This window comes from Bradyrhizobium zhengyangense (assembly GCF_022012555.1).
Classification (GTDB): Bacteria; Pseudomonadota; Alphaproteobacteria; order Rhizobiales; family Xanthobacteraceae; genus Bradyrhizobium; species Bradyrhizobium zhengyangense.
Window position 1 is genome coordinate 565,470 of sequence record NZ_JAKLTZ010000003.1, and the last position, 15,750, is coordinate 581,219.

A 15,750-nucleotide genomic window follows, 5' to 3' on the forward strand; every position below is an offset into this window, starting at 1 on the left:
CCGATCGCGGTGGAATCAACCAACGCTTAACCATCTAACCTGCTGACGATCCTCGATGCCACATTGGCACGCGAATTGCGAACTCAGCTCCGCAACGATGCGAGAGAGGACACGATCATGAAAAAGACTTTGAAGAACTTCTGGATCGACGAATCCGGTGCGACCGCGATCGAATATGGCCTGATTGCGGCCGGTATCGCGCTGGCCATCATCACCGTCGTGAACGGCCTGGGTAGCAAGCTCAACACCAAGTTCGGATCGATCAGCACGGCGCTGAAATAACCACCGATCAGGCGCGGTAATGGCCCGACTTGCCGCCCAGCTTTTCGACGAGATGGATGCCCTCGATGCGCACGCCGCGCTCGACCGCCTTGATCATGTCGTAGATGGTGAGGCAGGCCACCGTAACGGCCGTGAGGGCTTCCATCTCGACGCCGGTTGGGCCGGTCACCTTGACGCTGGCACGGACCACGCAGCCCGGCAGCTTCGCGTCAGGCTCAATGTCGACCGTGACCTTCGACAGCGCCAGCGGATGACAGAGCGGGATCAGCTCCGAGGTCCGTTTCGCTGCCATGATTCCGGCGATGCGCGCGGTGCCGAGCACATCGCCTTTCTTGGCGTTGCCTGACACGATCAGGTCGAGCGTTGCCTTCTCCATGACGACACGGCCTTCGGCGACGGCAAGCCGCTCGGTGGCAGCCTTGTCCGAGACATCGACCATCCGCGCCTCGCCGGAGGCGCCGATATGGGTGAGGGCAGGGCTGGCCTTCGCCTTTGCGGGCTTCGCCTTGGATGGCTTGCACACCATGTCAGCGCGTGCCCGTGGCGCGGGCCTTGGTCTGGCGCGTGAGCAGCGTACGCGTGGCGGCCGCGACGTCGGCCTGGCGCATCAGGCTCTCGCCGACCAGGAAGGTCGACATGCCGACGCGCTCGAGCCGCGACAGGTCTGCGGGCGTGAAGATGCCGCTCTCGCCGACCATCAGCCGCTCCCGCGGGATCAGAGGCGCCAGCATCTCGCTGGTCGCCAGCGTCGTCTCGAAGGTGCGCAGATTCCGGTTATTGACCCCGATCATCGGTGAACGCAGCTTCAGCGCCCGATCGAGCTCGGCACGGTCGTGGATCTCGATCAGCACATCCATGCCGTAGGCGATCGCGGCGTCTTCGAGATCCTTGGCGGTCGCATCATCGAGCGCCGCCATGATGATGAGGATGCAGTCGGCGCCGTGCGCGCGCGCCTCGACCACCTGATAGGTGTCGAACAGAAAATCCTTGCGCAGCACAGGCAACGAGGTCGCCGCGCGTGCCGCAACCATGAAGTCGAGATGGCCCTGGAACGAGGGCGTGTCGGTCAGCACGGACAGGCAGGCCGCGCCGCCCGCCTCATAGGCCTTGGCAAGCAGGGGCGGATCGAAATCGGGGCGGATCAGACCCTTGGAGGGCGAGGCCTTCTTCACCTCGGCGATCAGCGCATAATCGCCATTGGCGTGCTTGGCCCTGATCGCGCGCACGAAGCCGCGCGGCGCGTCCTGCGCGCTGGCTTGTGCCTCGACCGCCGAGAGCGGCTGCGCGCGCTTGGCCGCCGCGATCTCCTCGCGCTTGTAGGCCTCGATCTTGGTCAGGATATCGGACATGACAGGCTCAGCTGTTCGAGACCGCGATCAGATGTTTCAGTCGCGCGTTCGCAGCGCCGCTATCGAGCGATTTTGCGCCGATCGCGACGCCTTCCCTCAGGTCCTTGGCGCGGCCGGCGACGACGAGCGCCGCGGCGGCGTTGATCAGCGCGACGTCGCGATAGGGGCTCGGCTTGCCGTCGAGGACGCTTTGCAGCGCCATCGCATTAGCGTCGGCATCACCGCCCTTGAGTGCGCCGGGATCGCATCGCGGCAGGCCGACGTCCTCGGGCGTTACCTCGAAATTCCGGATCTCGCCATTGTGGAGCGCCGAGACGAAGGTCGGGCCGGTGAGGGTGATCTCGTCAAGGCCATCGGAGCCGTGCACCACCCAGGCGGATTCGGAGCCGAGATTCTTCAGCACCTGCGCCAGCGGCTGCACCCATTGCCTGGAGAATACGCCTACCATCTGCCGCTTCACGCCGGCCGGGTTGGACAGGGGCCCAAGCAGGTTGAAGATCGTGCGGGTGGCGAGCTCGACCCGGGTCGGGCCGACGTTCTTCATGGCCGGATGATGGGCCGGTGCGAACATGAAGCCGATGCCGCATTCGCGCACGCAGCGGCCGACCTGCTCGGGCTTGAGATCGATCTTCACGCCGAGCGAGGCCAGCACGTCCGCAGCGCCCGAGCGCGACGAGAGCGCGCGGTTGCCGTGCTTGGCGACGGGCAGACCGGTGCCGGAGACGATGAACGAGGCACAGGTCGAGACATTGACCGAGCCGGAGCCGTCGCCGCCGGTGCCGACGATATCGACGGCGTCCGCGGGCGCATCGACCGTGAGCATCTTCGAGCGCATCGCCGTGACCGCGCCGGTGATTTCCTCCACCGTCTCGCCGCGCACACGCAGCGCCATCAAGAGGCCGCCCATCTGCGAGGGGGTGGCCTCGCCGGACATCACGGCATCGAAGGCGGATGCGGCTTCCTCACGCGACAGGCTGGCACCGGTCGCAACTTTTCCAATGATCGATTTCAGGTCGTCCATCGCGTGCTTTCAACTCACTGGTTCGCGCCGGTCACTTGCGCGAAGGCGGCCTGATTAATGGTGGTCCCGATGTCGGTTTCAAGCTTGTTGACGTAGGAGGCGACCTGCTCGTCGGTCAGCGACTTGTCGACGCTCTCCTTCAGCTTCTTGACGGCGTCGGAGGCGGTGTCGACCGCGGGATCGACGATGTCGGTGACGCGGAAGACGATGACTTCGGTGCCGCCGGTCACCGGCGCCTGGCCGACACCGTCCTTGGCGGCGCGGAAGGCGGCCGCAACGATGTTGGCGGGCACGCCGGCCGGGGAGTCGTCGCGCTTGAAGCCGCTGGCGGTCTCGACCTTGGCATTGATCGCAGCGGCCTCGTCAGCGAGCTTGCCGCCCTGTTCGAGCTTTTGCACCAGTTCGGTCGCCTTCGCCTTCAGCTTGGTGGCGATCTGCTCCTGGCGCCAGCGCGCCTCGACCTGGTCGCGGACCTCATCGAGATTGCGGTCGCGCGACGGCGTGATGGCGAGCACGTCGTACCAGACATAGCCGCCCTTGAACGAGATTGGGTCGTTGTCGACGCCGACATCGCTGTTGAAGGCCTGCGACACCACGTCGAGACCCTGCGGAATGTTGGTAACGGTCTGCCCGTTCGGCGCGCGGCCGGAGCGGTCGACGGCATCGATGGTCACGGCCGTGAGCCCGAGCTTCTGTGCGGCATCGGCGACGCTGGTGCCGGCACCGCGTTCGTCCTCCATCTTGTCACGGAGCTCGCCGACCTTGGTGCGCGCGCGCTCGGTCGCGATCGATCGCTTCACGTCGGCGGCAAACTTGGCGTAGTCGGCCTCGGCGCCGGGCTCGATCTTGTCGACCTTGACGATCGAAACGCCAATCGGGCCCTGGATCGGCTGGCTGATTTCGCCAACGGGAAGCGCGAAGGCGACATTGCCGACGGCTGGTTCGAGCGAGGATTTCGTCACCAGCCCGAGATCGACGTCGGAGGCAGTCAAACCGCGCTCTTTGCCGAGATCTTCAAAGGACAGCCCGCCGACCAGACGCTCGCGCGCGGCCTGCGCCTCGGCGGCGTTCGGAAACACAATCTGCTTGATCTGGCGCTTCTCCGGTGTGGAGAGTTGGTTCTTGCGCTGATCGAACAGTTTCTTCGCGTCGTCGTCGGAGACGTCGCTCCACTTGGCGATGTCCTCCGGCGAGATCACGGCGAAGACGATCTTGCGGAATTCGGGTGCGCGGAACTGGACCTTGTGATCCTCGAAATAGGCGGCGAGCGCCTCGGGCGAGGGGGGATCTATGGTGCCGGCCTGCGCCGTATCGAGCCTGACGAACTCGATCGAGCGCTGCTCGTTCTGGAAGCGCGTCGCCACGTCGAACATGGTCTTCGGCGGTTCGAGGCCGGCGCCGATCGTGCCGGTGATCTGCCGGCGCAGCGCCACCTTGCGCTGCTCGGCCACGTAGCGCTGCTCAGTGTAGCCGAAATTGCGGATCAGCCCCTGGAAGCGGTTCGCATCGAACTTACCGTCGACGCCTTTGAAGTTCGGGTCGTTCATGATGATCTGGCGGATCTGCTCGTCGGACTGGCCGAGCCCGAGCTGACGCGCGTTCTCGTCGAGGGCAGCTTCGGCAATCGTCTGCTGGAGCACCTGGCGGTCAAGGCCGAACGCGCGCGCCTGGTCCGGCGTGAGGGGCCGGCCAAACTGGCGGCCGATCTGCTGGAGGCGGTCGGTGTAGATCTGGCGGAACTCGTTCAGCGAAATCTCGGTGTGGCCGACCTTGGCCAGCGTGGACTGCCCGAAGCCCCGGAAGATGTCGGCGATGCCCCAAATGCCGAAGCTGATGATCAACACGCCCATCACGACGGCCATGATGGTCTTGCCGACCCAGTTTGATGAGGCCTTGCGCATTCCTCGAAGCATTTGGTCCAACTTGTTTGATAAGGAGGGGAACGGGAGCGCGTCTTAATGCAGATTCCGCAAAAGCGCGTCACCAAATTGATATGCCATCATAAAGTGGTGGCTTTCGCCCCGCAACCTCAGGTCAGACCGCTTCGCGAAGCTGCGGTTAAGGGGCCGAAAGCGTTTTCCAGCGAAGCGGTCCCCCGGTTCGCGTCGAGAAAACGCGTCAAAACAAGAATCTGGAACTGCCGCGATAGCTCTGCTAGCGCATGGACAAGACCTCATTCTGCTGGAAAATGACATGACCATCCGCCCCCTGATCGCCGGCAACTGGAAAATGAATGGCCTGAAAGCCCAGGCCGCCGAATTCGACGCCATGCTCAATGGCGCGGCAGAGGTATCAGGCAAGGCCGATCTGCTGGTCTGCCCGCCGGCGACCCTGATCGCGGGCTTTGCCGAGAAAGCGCGTGGCAAGACCGTCGCCGTCGGGGCCCAGGACTGCCATCCCAAGGCCTCCGGCGCCCATACCGGCGATATTGCGGCTGAAATGCTGACTGACGCAGGCGCAAGCGCCATCATCGTTGGCCATTCCGAGCGTCGCGCCGACCATGGCGAGGGCGATGCCCTTGTCAGGCAGAAGGCGGAAGCCGCCTGGCGAGCCGGGGCGGTCGCGATCGTCTGCATTGGCGAGACGCAGGCCCAGCGCGACGCTGGCCAGACCCTGGATATCGTCCGTGGCCAGCTCGACGGCTCGCTGCCGGATGGCTCCACGGCCGCCAATCTGGTCGTGGCCTATGAGCCGGTCTGGGCGATCGGCACGGGCCTCACCCCCACGGCCAAGGATGTCGAGCAAATTCATGGCTTTATCCGGGAGTTCCTGACCTCCAGGTTCAAGGACGAGGGGGCGAAGATGCGGATCCTCTACGGCGGCTCGGTGAAGCCGTCGAACGCAGCCGAGCTGATGGCGGTCAAAAACGTCAATGGCGCGCTGGTTGGCGGCGCCAGCCTGAAAGCGGCCGATTTCCTTGCGATCGCGAAAGGCTGCCCCTAGCTAAGCCAAAGCTTTGATCCGGGGGCGATCGGGGGTGGCAATGCCCCTTCCGATCGTGTAACACCGCGCAACTTCAGGAAAACCCGCGAAGCGCGATCGGCCGCCGTCAGGCGCCGCCCGCTTGTGACGGAAGGATAGCATGCAGACCGTTGTCATCGTCATCCACCTCATGATCGTCGCCGTCATGATCGGCGCCGTGCTGCTCCAGAAGTCGGAAGGCGGCGGCCTCGGCATGGGCGGCGGCGCGGGCTTCATGTCGAGCCGCGGCACCGCGAATCTACTGTCGCGAACCACCGCGGTCCTCGCGGCGGGCTTCTTCCTCACCAGCCTGTTCCTGTCCTGGTATGCCGGTTACAACCGCGCGCCGACCTCGATCATCGGCCAGCCCGCGTCGCAGACCCAGCCGGGCGGCGCCAACCCGATCACCGCGCCGACCTCGGGCGGTATTCTGGACACGCTGAAGAAGGCGGACGAGCAGCAGCAGGCTCCGGCGGCACCGAGCGGCCCGCAGGTGCCTCGCTCACAATAAAGCAGGGGGGCCATGCAGGACGATGGCTACCGTCCTGCTTCAAAGATCCCCATCAAGGCTCTGTCACCATTCTTAGTTTTGGCTCACCCACAGGCCCGCAGATTCTTTGGGGCTGAATACGAATCGCTTTGGCGAATCGGATTCGAGGGATTAGAGGTTAGGTCCCATGGCGCGGTACATATTCATCACCGGCGGCGTGGTTTCTTCGCTCGGCAAGGGTCTGGCTTCAGCGGCACTCGGTGCCCTGCTGCAGGCCCGGGGCTACAAGGTCCGCCTCCGCAAGCTCGACCCCTATCTCAACCTCGATCCCGGAACGATGTCGCCGTATCAGCACGGCGAAGTGTTCGTGACCGATGACGGCGCGGAGACCGATCTCGATCTCGGTCACTACGAGCGCTTCACCGGACGGCCTGCGACCAAGCAAGACAACATCACGACGGGGCGCATCTACCAGGACATCATCTCGAAGGAACGCCGCGGCGATTACCTCGGCGCGACCATTCAGGTGGTGCCGCACGTCACGAACGCCATCAAGGAGTTCGTGCTGTCGGGCAATGACGATTACGACTTCGTGCTGGTCGAGATCGGCGGCACTGTCGGCGACATCGAGGGCCTGCCGTTCTTCGAAGCGATCCGCCAGCTCAAGAACGAGCTGCCGCGCGATCACGCCGTCTACATCCATCTGACGCTGCTGCCCTACATCCCGAGCGCCGGCGAATTGAAGACCAAGCCGACGCAGCATTCGGTGAAGGAGCTGCGCTCGATCGGCATCCAGCCGGACATCCTGCTGTGCCGTACCGATCGCGAGATCCCGAAGGAGGAGCGGCGCAAGCTCGGCCTGTTCTGCAACGTGCGCGAAAGCGCCGTGATCGAGGCGCGCGACGTCGACAACATCTACGCCGTCCCTGAGGCCTACCACAACGCCGGCCTCGATGACGAAGTGCTCGCCGCCTTCGGCATCGGCTCGCGGATTCCGCCGGTGCTGCAGAGCTGGCAGAAGATCAACGAGCGCGTCCGCAACCCCGAAGGCAATGTCACAATCGCCATCGTCGGCAAGTACACCGGCATGAAGGATGCGTACAAGTCGCTGATCGAGGCGCTCTCGCATGGCGGCATCGCCAACAAGGTGAAGGTCAATCTTGACTGGATCGAGAGCGAGATCTTCGAGAAGGAAGATCCGGCGCCGTTCCTCGAGCACGTCAACGGCATTCTGGTGCCCGGCGGCTTCGGCCAGCGCGGTGCCGAAGGCAAGATCAAGGCGGCGCAGTTCGCGCGCGAGCGTGACGTGCCGTATTTCGGCATCTGCTTCGGCATGCAGATGGCCGTCATCGAGGCGGCGCGAAATCTCGTCGGCATCGAGGACGCTAACTCCACCGAGTTCGGTCCGACCAAGGAACCCTTGGTCGGCCTGATGACGGAATGGCTGCGCGGCAACGAACTCGAGAAGCGCTCGCAGGCCGGCGATCTCGGCGGCACGATGCGCCTGGGCGCCTATCCCGCCGCGCTGAGCCGCGGCAGCCGTGTCTCGCAGGTCTATGGCGGCGCGACCGAGATTTCCGAGCGCCACCGCCATCGCTACGAGGTCAACACCGCCTACAAGGACCGCCTCGAGCAGCACGGCTTGAAATTCTCCGGCCTCTCGCCCGACGGCGTGCTGCCTGAAATCGTCGAATACGAGGATCACCCCTGGTTCATCGGCGTCCAGTTCCACCCCGAGCTGAAGTCGCGGCCGTTCGAGCCGCACCCGCTGTTCGCTTCGTTCATCGAGGCGGCCGCGAAGCAGAGCCGGTTGGTGTAACCGGCTCGTTACGCGACGGTGCGGGCGCGCTCTCAAAGCGTGGGTTCGAGTGCGAGACGTGCGGATTGCGCCGGCGATCCCGCGACCAGCGTCATCTGCGGCCGGCGCGTCAGCTTGTAGACGGCGGCCGGCGGCATGTTGAGGAAGGCCCGGTCCACCAGCGTTGCGCGCAGGCCGAGGCGGTCGAGCACCGGCCGCGGGATCGGGCAGCTCATGCCATAGGTGAACTGGTAAAACGCGCCGCCGGGGCGGACATAGCTGAACGCGCCGCTCACGATCGAGATGACCTTGCGCGTCGACATGTTGAGCAGCGGCAGCCCGCTCACGACCGCGCCGACGGGTGCGCCGTCATAGAGGCGCTCCGTCGCCAGTCGCGCCGCATCCATCCACAGCACGCGCGCGACGGGAAAGCGCATCTGCAGGAGCTTCATGAAATCCGAGCCGTATTCGATCAGCGTGAGATCCTGCTGCCTGACGCCGCGCTTCAGGAGCTTGTAGGTGAATGCGCCGGTGCCGGGCCCGAGTTCGAGGATCGGGCCGGTCTTCTCGGTGATCTCGCGCGTGATGAGATCGGCGAGCGCCGCGCCCGATGGCGCGATGGCGCCGACCTGGCGCGGCGAGGACATCCAGGACAGGAAGAAGGAGAGGAAATCGTTGGGCATGCGCACTCCGGCATTTCGTTGGCACCTCGAAGTTCAGAGGTGAGGCGGAGACACTGTCGGCGGAGTGCATTGCGACAGCATTGCGCTGTGAGCAGCGAAAGCGGATTGGTTCAACTTTGCCGATGTGGTGGCAGCGTCATTCTGAAGCAGGTGCCGCCATCCGCGCCGTCAGTGACCGCGACCTGGCCGCCATGCAGCAGCACGATCTCGCGCACCATGTTGAGGCCAAGGCCAGCGCCGCGATCGAGCGGCGTGAGCCGATAGAACGGCTCGAAGATCTGCTCGCGTTGGTCTTGTGGAATGCCGGCGCCTTCGTCGGTGACCTCGATGCAGGCAGGCCTGCTCACGTGAATGCCGATCGTGCCGCGGCGCGGGCCGTGCTGGATCGCATTCTGTACGAGATTGGTCAGCGCCCGCTCCAGCGCGGCTGCGTCACCGATCGTCTCGACCGGGGTCGCGGGCGCATCGAGCGCAAGCTCGTAGCCGGCGGCAATGGCCAGCGGCGCGAGCTCGGCAGCCGCGCTTTGCGCTATCGCGACGAGGTCGACGCGTGTGAACGGATGGCCGCAGCGGTCGAGCCGCTGGATGTCGAGCAATTGCTCGGCGAGCGTCGCCAGCCGCGCCGCATCCTCCAGCAGCCGGGTCTTGTCTGGACCGGAGGGCAACGATTCCAGCCGCGTGTTCAGGATCGCGATCGGCGTGCGCAGCTCGTGCGCGGCATCTGCGACGAAACGCTTGTGCCTGATATAGCCCTGGTCGAGCCGCGCCAGCGCGTCGTTGACCGCGGTGACCAGCGGCACGACTTCCAGTGGAATCCGCTCCACTGACAGGCGCGCCCCCCGCTGATGAATGTCGATGCGACGCGCCTGGTCCGCGGTCGCATCTAACCCCCGGAAGGCGCGCTGCACGATCATCGGCGTCGCGATGAAGGTCGCCGTACCCATCACCAGCAGGCCGGGCAGGGCGATGCCGAGAAACGCCAGCGAGGTCATCAACAGCGCCTTGGCACCGGTCAGCCGTCCTTGCGTCGCCGTGATGATCTGCACATTGCCGGCATCGGTGTTAACGCGCTTGAGCCGCGCTGCCGGCTTGCGCGGATCGTCCTCGAACATCTGCCAGCCGAGGCGCGCCTGGCTGATCTGGTCGAGCCCGTTGCCGATGGCCGCGAATTCCGCCGGCACAGCGCCTTCGGTCAGCGAATGTCCTTGCCGGTCGCGGACCAGGAACCAGAGGTCCGGTGTCTCGGCGCGCAACTGTGTCAGATCGCGCGTCGACCGCAGGGTCAGGCCGCCGCCTGCGTCGCGTGCAAGCGCGCGCTGCACGACATCGATGACGCGGTCCTCGTCGCGCTCCGCCAGCACGAAGCCTGAGGCGCAGAGTGCGCCGACGACCACGCCGACCAGTGCCAGCAGCAAGGCGGCCTGAAGCGCGAGCAGGCGCCAGCTCAATCGCGAGCGCAGGCAATAGGAATCGTCGTGCTCGCTCATGTCAGCTTCTTCAGGAGATAGCCGACGCCGCGAATACCATGGATCTCGACGCCGGCATCGGCTTCGGCAAGCTTGCGACGCAGCCGCGAGACATGCGTGTCCAGCGCGTTGGATTGAATCTCGTCGTCGAAAGTGTAGACGGCCTCCTCGAGTGCCGAGCGCAGCACCGTGCGGCCGATCCGGCGGATCAGGGCTTCGAGCACCAGCAGCTCGCGACGCGGCAGCTCGAACGGCTGGCCGTCGATGCTGGCCTCGCGATGACCGATGTCGAAGACGATACGGCCGGCGCGGATGACGTCCGGCGACAGGCCCGCGGGCCGCCGCAGCACCGCGCGCAAGCGCGCCAGCAGTTCCTCGACCGCGAACGGCTTGGCGAGATAGTCGTCGGCGCCGCTGTCGAGCCCGGCGATGCGGTCGGCGAGTTCGCCGCGAGCGGTCAGGACGATGATCGGCACGCCGTCGGCACGCGCCCGCAGCTTCGGAATCAGCGTGAGGCCGTCGCCGTCGGGAAGCTGGCGGTCGAGCAGGACGGCGGCATGAACGTCGGCGGAGATTGCTTCTTCCGCGTCCGCAAGCGTGGGGGCGTGATCCACCACCATGTCGTAGCGCTTCAGCGCCGACGAAAGGGCGCCAGCCATCTCGACTTCATCCTCGACAAGCAAGATCCGCATGTAACAGGCCCCAACTGAGACTGAGCCATTCTAGCGGCCCGATCATTGCGGCAGCATTGCGGGAACAGGGCGCGGCGCGTTGCCGGGTCCTGTCCAGCCATGCGCGAAACGCCGCGGAGGGTGGCCGGGCAGGGCTCAAGACAGCTTCGTGGCCGATCGCTATAACCGCTCGACCTGTTCAGGGAGGAGACGAGAATGATCTACGAAATGCGCCAGTATCGCTGCGTGCCGGGCCGCCTGCCGGCGCTGCTGAAGCGCTTTGACACGATCACGCTGAAGATCTGGGAGAAGCATGGCATCCGCCAGGCCGGGTTCTTCACCACGCTGATCGGCGAGTCCAACCAGGAGCTGACCTATTTCCTGGCCTGGGAGTCGCTCGCCGAACGCGAGAAGAAATGGGGTGCGTTTGCGGCCGATCCGGAATGGCTGGAAGCGCGCGCCAAGACGGAGGCAGACGGCCAGATCGTTGCCAACATCGTCAGCCAGATTCTGGCTCCAACGGCGTTCTCGTCGGTCAAGTAGCTGTCGTTCCGGACAGGGGGCTGCGGCGCAACCCTGATATTCGAAGGTTAGGACCGAATGGGGTTGATCCCACCCATTCGGCCGCTATGGTCGCGCCGAAACAGGGATTTTGTGTCTTGAGCACCAGTCAATCTGCAGCGCCGGTCGTCACCGTCGGGTCGGTCAAATTCGGCAATGATCTGCCGATCTCGATCATTGCCGGGCCGTGCCAGCTCGAAAGCCGTGAGCACGCGCTGGAGGTGGCCTCCGCGCTGAAGGAGATCGCCACGCGGCTCAAGATCGGCCTCGTCTACAAGACATCCTTCGACAAGGCCAACCGCACCAGCGCGTCCGCCGCGCGCGGCCTTGGCCTGGCGCAATCGCTGCCGATCTTCGCCGAGATCCGTTCCTCGCTCGGCTTGCCGGTGCTGACCGACGTGCACGATGCCGCGCAATGCGCCGAGGTGGCGCAGGCCGTCGACGTCCTGCAGATCCCGGCCTTCCTGTGCCGGCAGACCGATCTGCTGCTGGCCGCAGCCGCAACCGGCAAGGTCGTCAACGTCAAGAAGGGGCAGTTCCTAGCGCCCTGGGACATGGCGAATGTCGTTGCCAAGATTACCAGCGCCGGCAATCCCAACGTGCTCGTCACCGAACGTGGCGCCTCCTTCGGTTACAACACGCTGGTCTCGGACATGCGTTCGCTGCCGATCATGGCGCGCACCACCGGCGCGCCCGTGATCTTCGACGCCACCCATTCGGTGCAGCAGCCGGGCGGGAAGGGAGCTTCCTCCGGCGGCGAGCGCGAGTTCGTTCCGGTGCTGGCGCGCGCGGCCGTCGCGGTCGGCGTCGCCGGTCTGTTTATCGAGACGCATCCCGATCCGGATCGCGCGCCCTCGGACGGGCCCAACATGGTGCCACTGCATCAGTTCGAAGGGCTTCTTCGTACCCTGATGGCATTCGACGCGGTGGCCAAGAGTCACGCGCATTGATGCACGAGCCACTCGCCAGGCCGTCGTCCGACCTGAAGTTTCCGCCTGCGATCAACATTATCGCGCTCGCCAGCTTCTCTGCCGCGTTGTCGACACGGGCACTTGATCCGGTGCTGCCGCATATTGCGGAAGAATTTTCGATCAGCATCACGACGGCGGCGAGCATCGCGGCCGGCTATGCGCTGATCTACGCGCTGATCCAGCCGATCGTCGGTGCGGCAGCCGATCTGTTCGGCAAGGCACGGCTGATGACGTTGTGCCTGGCGATGCTGGGCGCAGCCTGCATTCTGGGCGCGCTCTCGACCTCATTCGCGGGCCTGTTCGCAAGCCGCATGCTCGCCGGCATCGCCTCGGGTGGCGTATTCCCGGTCGCGCTTGGCCTGACCGCTGACCTGGTCGCGCCGACGAAGCGGCAGGTGGCGATCGGACGCACGCTGGCGGGTTCGATGACGGGCAACCTGTTAGGTGCGACCGCCTCGGGCATCATCGGCGATCTCGTCGGCTGGCGTGGCGTGCTGGTGATCATCGGTGCGCTCGGGCTGATCGCGGCTGTTGCGGTCGCGGCGGGCTTTCGCGGCGCCGCCCTCACGGCACCGCCGAAGAGCGATCTGAAGACGTTGCGGCAGGGCTATCGCACCATCCTCGCCAATCCGAACGCGCGCTATTGCTATTCTGCCGTGTTCGTCGAGGGCTGCTGCGTTTTCGGCCTGTTTCCCTTCATCGCCGCGCTGCTGTTCGATCTCGGCGAGACCTCGCTGTCGATTGCGGGCATCGTCATCGCGGGCTTCGCCGTCGGCGGGCTGTTCTACACATTCACGGTCTCGCGCTTCCTGCCGCGACTGGGCGTCAAGGGGATGATGATCGCAGGCGCGAGCCTCGTCGCGCTCCAGCTCGCAGCGCTCGCCCTTGGCCCTGGCTGGAAGGTCCAGTTCGCCATCATGCTGCTGATGGGCTGGGGCTTTTACATGATCCATGGCTGCCTGCAGGTGTTCGCCAGCGAGCTGTCGGTCGAGGCGCGGGCGACAGCGATGTCGCTGCATTCGTTCTTTTTCTTCATGGGCCAGACCGTGGGTCCGCTGGCCTACGGGTTCGGGCTGGCGCATACCGGCAAGGCGCCAACCCTGGCCGCGAGCGCCGTGCTCATGGTGCTGCTGGGCCTCGCCTGCGCCGCACTCCTAAGGCCCCGGGCACCGTCCGACGCGCGAGCCTGAGGACAGTATGTCGCGACCAATCTCCGTATTTTCCCGGAAGCGGACGGTGGCTCAATCCTTTCAATCTTAAACCAAATCTCACTCTTCGCTCCATAGACTGCCGCCCAAACCGCCAGCCGGCGGCAACATCTGTTGGATCAGTCGATGCAAAAACAGCGTTCGGTCGCCCGCATTCTCGGGGCGGTGGTTGGATCTCTCGGTCTCATCCTTGTCGTCATCTGCGCCTACGCCCTGAAGCTCGCGGTGACACGCTATGTCGACAGCAACCGCATCGTCTCGCTGACGATTGCCAGCCGCGACCTGACCAACACGCTGGTGATCTTTCGCTTGGAGCGCGGCGATACGCTGAGCTATCTGTCCTCGGCCGCTTCAGCGCCCGACAGCGTCATGAGCAGCCTCGCCGAGCAGCGCGCCACGGTGCAGAAGAATTACGCGCAGGCCTTGCAGAGCCTCGCCGCCGTCGATGCGCCCGGTCTTACCGAGAGGCTCGACAAGCTCCGCACCATCTGGACCCAGCTCGAAGAGCTGCGCCCGCGCGCGATCACGGCATTGAAGCAGGAGAAGGGCGCACGTGAAGCCAGCCTGACGCCGGCCTGGGCCAAGATCAGCGACGCCTTCATGGATGCGATCGGCGACGTCACCGCCCATGTCGACAATGCAATGGCGCTGATCGATCCCGTGGTCGATCGCCTGCTGATCGCCAAGCAGGCCTCCTGGCAGGCCCGCGCCAATGTCGGCCAGACCATCCTCGTGCAGTTCTCCTCGATCCTCGCCAACAAGACGTGGACTGCGGCCGACGGCGTTGCCTTCGCCGATCTGCGCGGCCGCATCCAGCAGTCCTGGCTGGTGGTGCGTGACCTCGGTCTGAACGTGGCTTCGCCCGAGTTGTTGCAGGCGATCCGGACCGCCGAGCCGGAAATCTCCGGCGCGCTCAGCGACGAGCGCAATGCCATTGCGACCAGGCTGCTCGCGGGTGAGCCCGCCGGCGTCGTCGGCATCGACTTCCGCGATCGCCAGCTTGTCGGCGCCAACAATGTCGTCATCGTCACGCAGACCGCGCTCGCCAACATGATCGCGCGGGCCGAGGAGGGCGCCTCGCGCGCCCGCTTCAGCCTGATCCTGTTCGGCCTTCTGATGCCGGCCTCGCTGGCGCTGATGATCGGCGGGCTGCTGCTGATGCGCAACCGCGTCACCCGGCCGCTGACGGCGATCACCGGCGTCATGACGCGTTTTGCCGATCATGATTTCGCCAGCGACGTCCCGGGCCTCGACCGCAACGACGAGATCGGCCGTATGGCGGCAGCGCTGCAGGTGTTCAAGGACGCCATGATCAAGGCGGAGCGTCTCTCCGGCGATCAGGCCGCGGAGCGGGCCGAGAAGGAGAAGCGCGCGAGCGAGCTCACGGGGCTCGTGCGGCAGTTCGAAAGCCGGATCGGCCAGATGGTGCAGACGCTGTCGAACGCCTCAGGCGAGCTGGAGACCACGGCGCGCTCGATGTCGGGTACGGCGGCGGAAGCCCAGGCCCAGGCCGGTTCGGCCTCGACGCTGGCCGACCAGGTTGGCGGCGGCGTGCAGACCGTCGCGGCCGCGGCCGAGGAGCTCAATGCCTCGATCCGCGAGATCAATCGCCAGGTCGAGCAGGCGAGCCGTGCCACCGAGCATGCAGTCGTCACCGTCAGGGAGACCGACAGCACCATGCGTGCGCTGGCTGATGGCGCCGACCGGATCGGTGAGGTCATCGGCCTCATCACCTCGATTGCCGGCCAGACCAATCTCCTGGCCCTTAACGCAACCATCGAAGCCGCGCGCGCCGGCGAATCCGGTCGCGGCTTTGCTGTCGTCGCAAGCGAGGTGAAGAACCTGGCCTCGCAGACGGCGAAGGCGACCGAGGAGATCAGCGCGCAGATCACTGAGATTCAGGGCGCGACGCAGAAGGCGGTCTCCGCCATCGACGGCATCGTCAAGACCATCGAGGAAGTCTCGAGCATCAACCGCGTCATCGCCGCGGCGATCGAAGAGCAGAACAAGGCCACCGCTGAGATCGCCAACACCGTACAGCATACCGCCGAAGCGACCTCGACCGTGACCCGCAACATCGCAACCGTCTCGTCGGCGGCTGACGAGACCGGTCGCGCCGCCACCGGCGTGCTGAAGGCCGCCGCCGATCTGTCGAGCCAGTCGACCTCGCTCACGGGCGAGGTGGACAGCTTCATCACCAGGGTGCGTGAAGTGGCTTAGGCCGCCGTCGAGATCAAGACAAAAGCGATTAGACCGGAGGCGAAGATCGGATCATAGTCGCGGGGCATC

General features: G+C 65.3%; 15 protein-coding genes. 8 read left to right on the forward strand and 7 right to left on the reverse strand.

Annotated elements, in window-relative coordinates; genetic code table 11:
• Positions 1 to 117 precede the first annotated feature (117 nt).
• Complete coding sequence (locus tag L6639_RS13295; protein WP_237862048.1) at positions 118 to 282, forward strand: Flp family type IVb pilin; 165 nt, start codon at positions 118 to 120, stop codon at positions 280 to 282.
• Between the two features lie 7 nt (positions 283 to 289).
• On the opposite strand, the gene moaC is transcribed toward L6639_RS13295, so the two are convergent.
• Genes moaC through L6639_RS13315 form a run of 4 tightly spaced genes read right to left on the reverse strand, consistent with a single transcriptional unit; the run spans position 290 to position 4,565 of the window.
• Entirely contained in the window at positions 290 to 808 is a 519-nt protein-coding gene (gene moaC, locus L6639_RS13300; RefSeq protein ID WP_237862050.1) for a cyclic pyranopterin monophosphate synthase MoaC, read from the reverse strand.
• A 1-nt stretch (position 809) separates the two neighbouring features.
• Positions 810 to 1,631 (reverse strand): indole-3-glycerol phosphate synthase TrpC, encoded by an 822-nt coding sequence (trpC, locus tag L6639_RS13305; protein ID WP_237862052.1) that lies wholly within the window; start codon positions 1,629 to 1,631, stop codon positions 810 to 812.
• Between the two features lie 7 nt (positions 1,632 to 1,638).
• Entirely contained in the window at positions 1,639 to 2,652 is a 1,014-nt protein-coding gene (trpD, locus tag L6639_RS13310; protein ID WP_237862054.1) for an anthranilate phosphoribosyltransferase, read from the reverse strand.
• Between the two features lie 14 nt (positions 2,653 to 2,666).
• Complete coding sequence (locus L6639_RS13315; RefSeq protein ID WP_237862056.1) at positions 2,667 to 4,565, reverse strand: SurA N-terminal domain-containing protein; 1,899 nt, start codon at positions 4,563 to 4,565, stop codon at positions 2,667 to 2,669.
• Positions 4,566 to 4,845: 280 nt separating this feature from the next.
• On the opposite strand from L6639_RS13315, the gene tpiA reads away from it, so the two are divergent.
• From tpiA to L6639_RS13330, 3 genes are all read left to right on the forward strand, one after another.
• Complete coding sequence (tpiA, locus tag L6639_RS13320; protein WP_237862058.1) at positions 4,846 to 5,595, forward strand: triose-phosphate isomerase; 750 nt, start codon at positions 4,846 to 4,848, stop codon at positions 5,593 to 5,595.
• 139 nt (positions 5,596 to 5,734) lie between these two features.
• Positions 5,735 to 6,124, forward strand: a complete 390-nt coding sequence (secG, locus tag L6639_RS13325; protein WP_237862060.1) for a preprotein translocase subunit SecG — start codon at positions 5,735 to 5,737, stop codon at positions 6,122 to 6,124.
• Positions 6,125 to 6,290: 166 nt separating this feature from the next.
• The gene (locus L6639_RS13330) at positions 6,291 to 7,922 is read left to right on the forward strand and encodes a CTP synthase (RefSeq protein ID WP_237862062.1); all 1,632 of its coding nucleotides are present in this window, start codon (positions 6,291 to 6,293) and stop codon (positions 7,920 to 7,922) included.
• Between the two features lie 32 nt (positions 7,923 to 7,954).
• On the opposite strand, the gene L6639_RS13335 is transcribed toward L6639_RS13330, so the two are convergent.
• The 3 genes from L6639_RS13335 to L6639_RS13345 form a co-directional block, all read right to left on the reverse strand.
• Positions 7,955 to 8,584 (reverse strand): class I SAM-dependent methyltransferase, encoded by a 630-nt coding sequence (locus tag L6639_RS13335; RefSeq protein WP_237862064.1) that lies wholly within the window; start codon positions 8,582 to 8,584, stop codon positions 7,955 to 7,957.
• Positions 8,585 to 8,694: 110 nt separating this feature from the next.
• A complete protein-coding gene (locus tag L6639_RS13340) occupies positions 8,695 to 10,071 on the reverse strand; it encodes a sensor histidine kinase (RefSeq protein ID WP_237862066.1) in 1,377 nt (458 codons plus the stop codon).
• The gene (locus L6639_RS13345; protein ID WP_237862068.1) at positions 10,068 to 10,742 is read right to left on the reverse strand and encodes a response regulator; all 675 of its coding nucleotides are present in this window, start codon (positions 10,740 to 10,742) and stop codon (positions 10,068 to 10,070) included. The genes L6639_RS13340 and L6639_RS13345 overlap by 4 nt, the downstream gene beginning before the upstream one ends.
• A gap of 195 nt (positions 10,743 to 10,937) precedes the next feature.
• Between L6639_RS13345 and L6639_RS13350 the strand changes: the two genes are divergently transcribed.
• The 4 genes from L6639_RS13350 to L6639_RS13365 all read left to right on the forward strand — a co-directional run bounded on the left by L6639_RS13350 (position 10,938) and on the right by L6639_RS13365 (position 15,681).
• On the forward strand, positions 10,938 to 11,264 hold the full coding sequence (locus tag L6639_RS13350; protein WP_237862070.1) for an NIPSNAP family protein: 327 nt from the start codon (positions 10,938 to 10,940) through the stop codon (positions 11,262 to 11,264).
• A gap of 116 nt (positions 11,265 to 11,380) precedes the next feature.
• Positions 11,381 to 12,232 (forward strand): 3-deoxy-8-phosphooctulonate synthase, encoded by an 852-nt coding sequence (gene kdsA / locus L6639_RS13355; RefSeq protein WP_237862071.1) that lies wholly within the window; start codon positions 11,381 to 11,383, stop codon positions 12,230 to 12,232.
• On the forward strand, positions 12,232 to 13,443 hold the full coding sequence (locus L6639_RS13360; RefSeq protein WP_237862073.1) for an MFS transporter: 1,212 nt from the start codon (positions 12,232 to 12,234) through the stop codon (positions 13,441 to 13,443). Before kdsA ends, L6639_RS13360 begins: the two co-directional genes overlap by 1 nt.
• 144 nt (positions 13,444 to 13,587) lie before the next feature.
• Positions 13,588 to 15,681: a methyl-accepting chemotaxis protein gene (locus tag L6639_RS13365; protein WP_237862074.1), complete on the forward strand. Its 2,094-nt coding sequence runs from the start codon at positions 13,588 to 13,590 to the stop codon at positions 15,679 to 15,681.
• Positions 15,682 to 15,750: the final 69 nt, after the last annotated feature.

Bases quoted from the DNA above. Each gene is read 5' to 3' on its own strand.
- L6639_RS13335 (WP_237862064.1), bottom strand. From the start codon at position 8,584: ATGCCCAACGATTTCCTCTCCTTCTTCCTGTCCTGGATGTCCTCGCCG.
- L6639_RS13360 (WP_237862073.1), top strand. From the start codon at position 12,232: ATGCACGAGCCACTCGCCAGGCCGTCGTCCGACCTGAAGTTTCCGCCT.
- trpD (WP_237862054.1), bottom strand. From the start codon at position 2,652: ATGGACGACCTGAAATCGATCATTGGAAAAGTTGCGACCGGTGCCAGC.
- L6639_RS13365 (WP_237862074.1), top strand. From the start codon at position 13,588: ATGCAAAAACAGCGTTCGGTCGCCCGCATTCTCGGGGCGGTGGTTGGA.
- L6639_RS13295 (WP_237862048.1), top strand. From the start codon at position 118: ATGAAAAAGACTTTGAAGAACTTCTGGATCGACGAATCCGGTGCGACC.
- trpC (WP_237862052.1), bottom strand. From the start codon at position 1,631: ATGTCCGATATCCTGACCAAGATCGAGGCCTACAAGCGCGAGGAGATC.
- tpiA (WP_237862058.1), top strand. From the start codon at position 4,846: ATGACCATCCGCCCCCTGATCGCCGGCAACTGGAAAATGAATGGCCTG.
- secG (WP_237862060.1), top strand. From the start codon at position 5,735: ATGCAGACCGTTGTCATCGTCATCCACCTCATGATCGTCGCCGTCATG.
- L6639_RS13350 (WP_237862070.1), top strand. From the start codon at position 10,938: ATGATCTACGAAATGCGCCAGTATCGCTGCGTGCCGGGCCGCCTGCCG.
- moaC (WP_237862050.1), bottom strand. From the start codon at position 808: ATGGTGTGCAAGCCATCCAAGGCGAAGCCCGCAAAGGCGAAGGCCAGC.
- L6639_RS13345 (WP_237862068.1), bottom strand. From the start codon at position 10,742: ATGCGGATCTTGCTTGTCGAGGATGAAGTCGAGATGGCTGGCGCCCTT.
- L6639_RS13315 (WP_237862056.1), bottom strand. From the start codon at position 4,565: ATGCTTCGAGGAATGCGCAAGGCCTCATCAAACTGGGTCGGCAAGACC.
- L6639_RS13330 (WP_237862062.1), top strand. From the start codon at position 6,291: ATGGCGCGGTACATATTCATCACCGGCGGCGTGGTTTCTTCGCTCGGC.
- L6639_RS13340 (WP_237862066.1), bottom strand. From the start codon at position 10,071: ATGAGCGAGCACGACGATTCCTATTGCCTGCGCTCGCGATTGAGCTGG.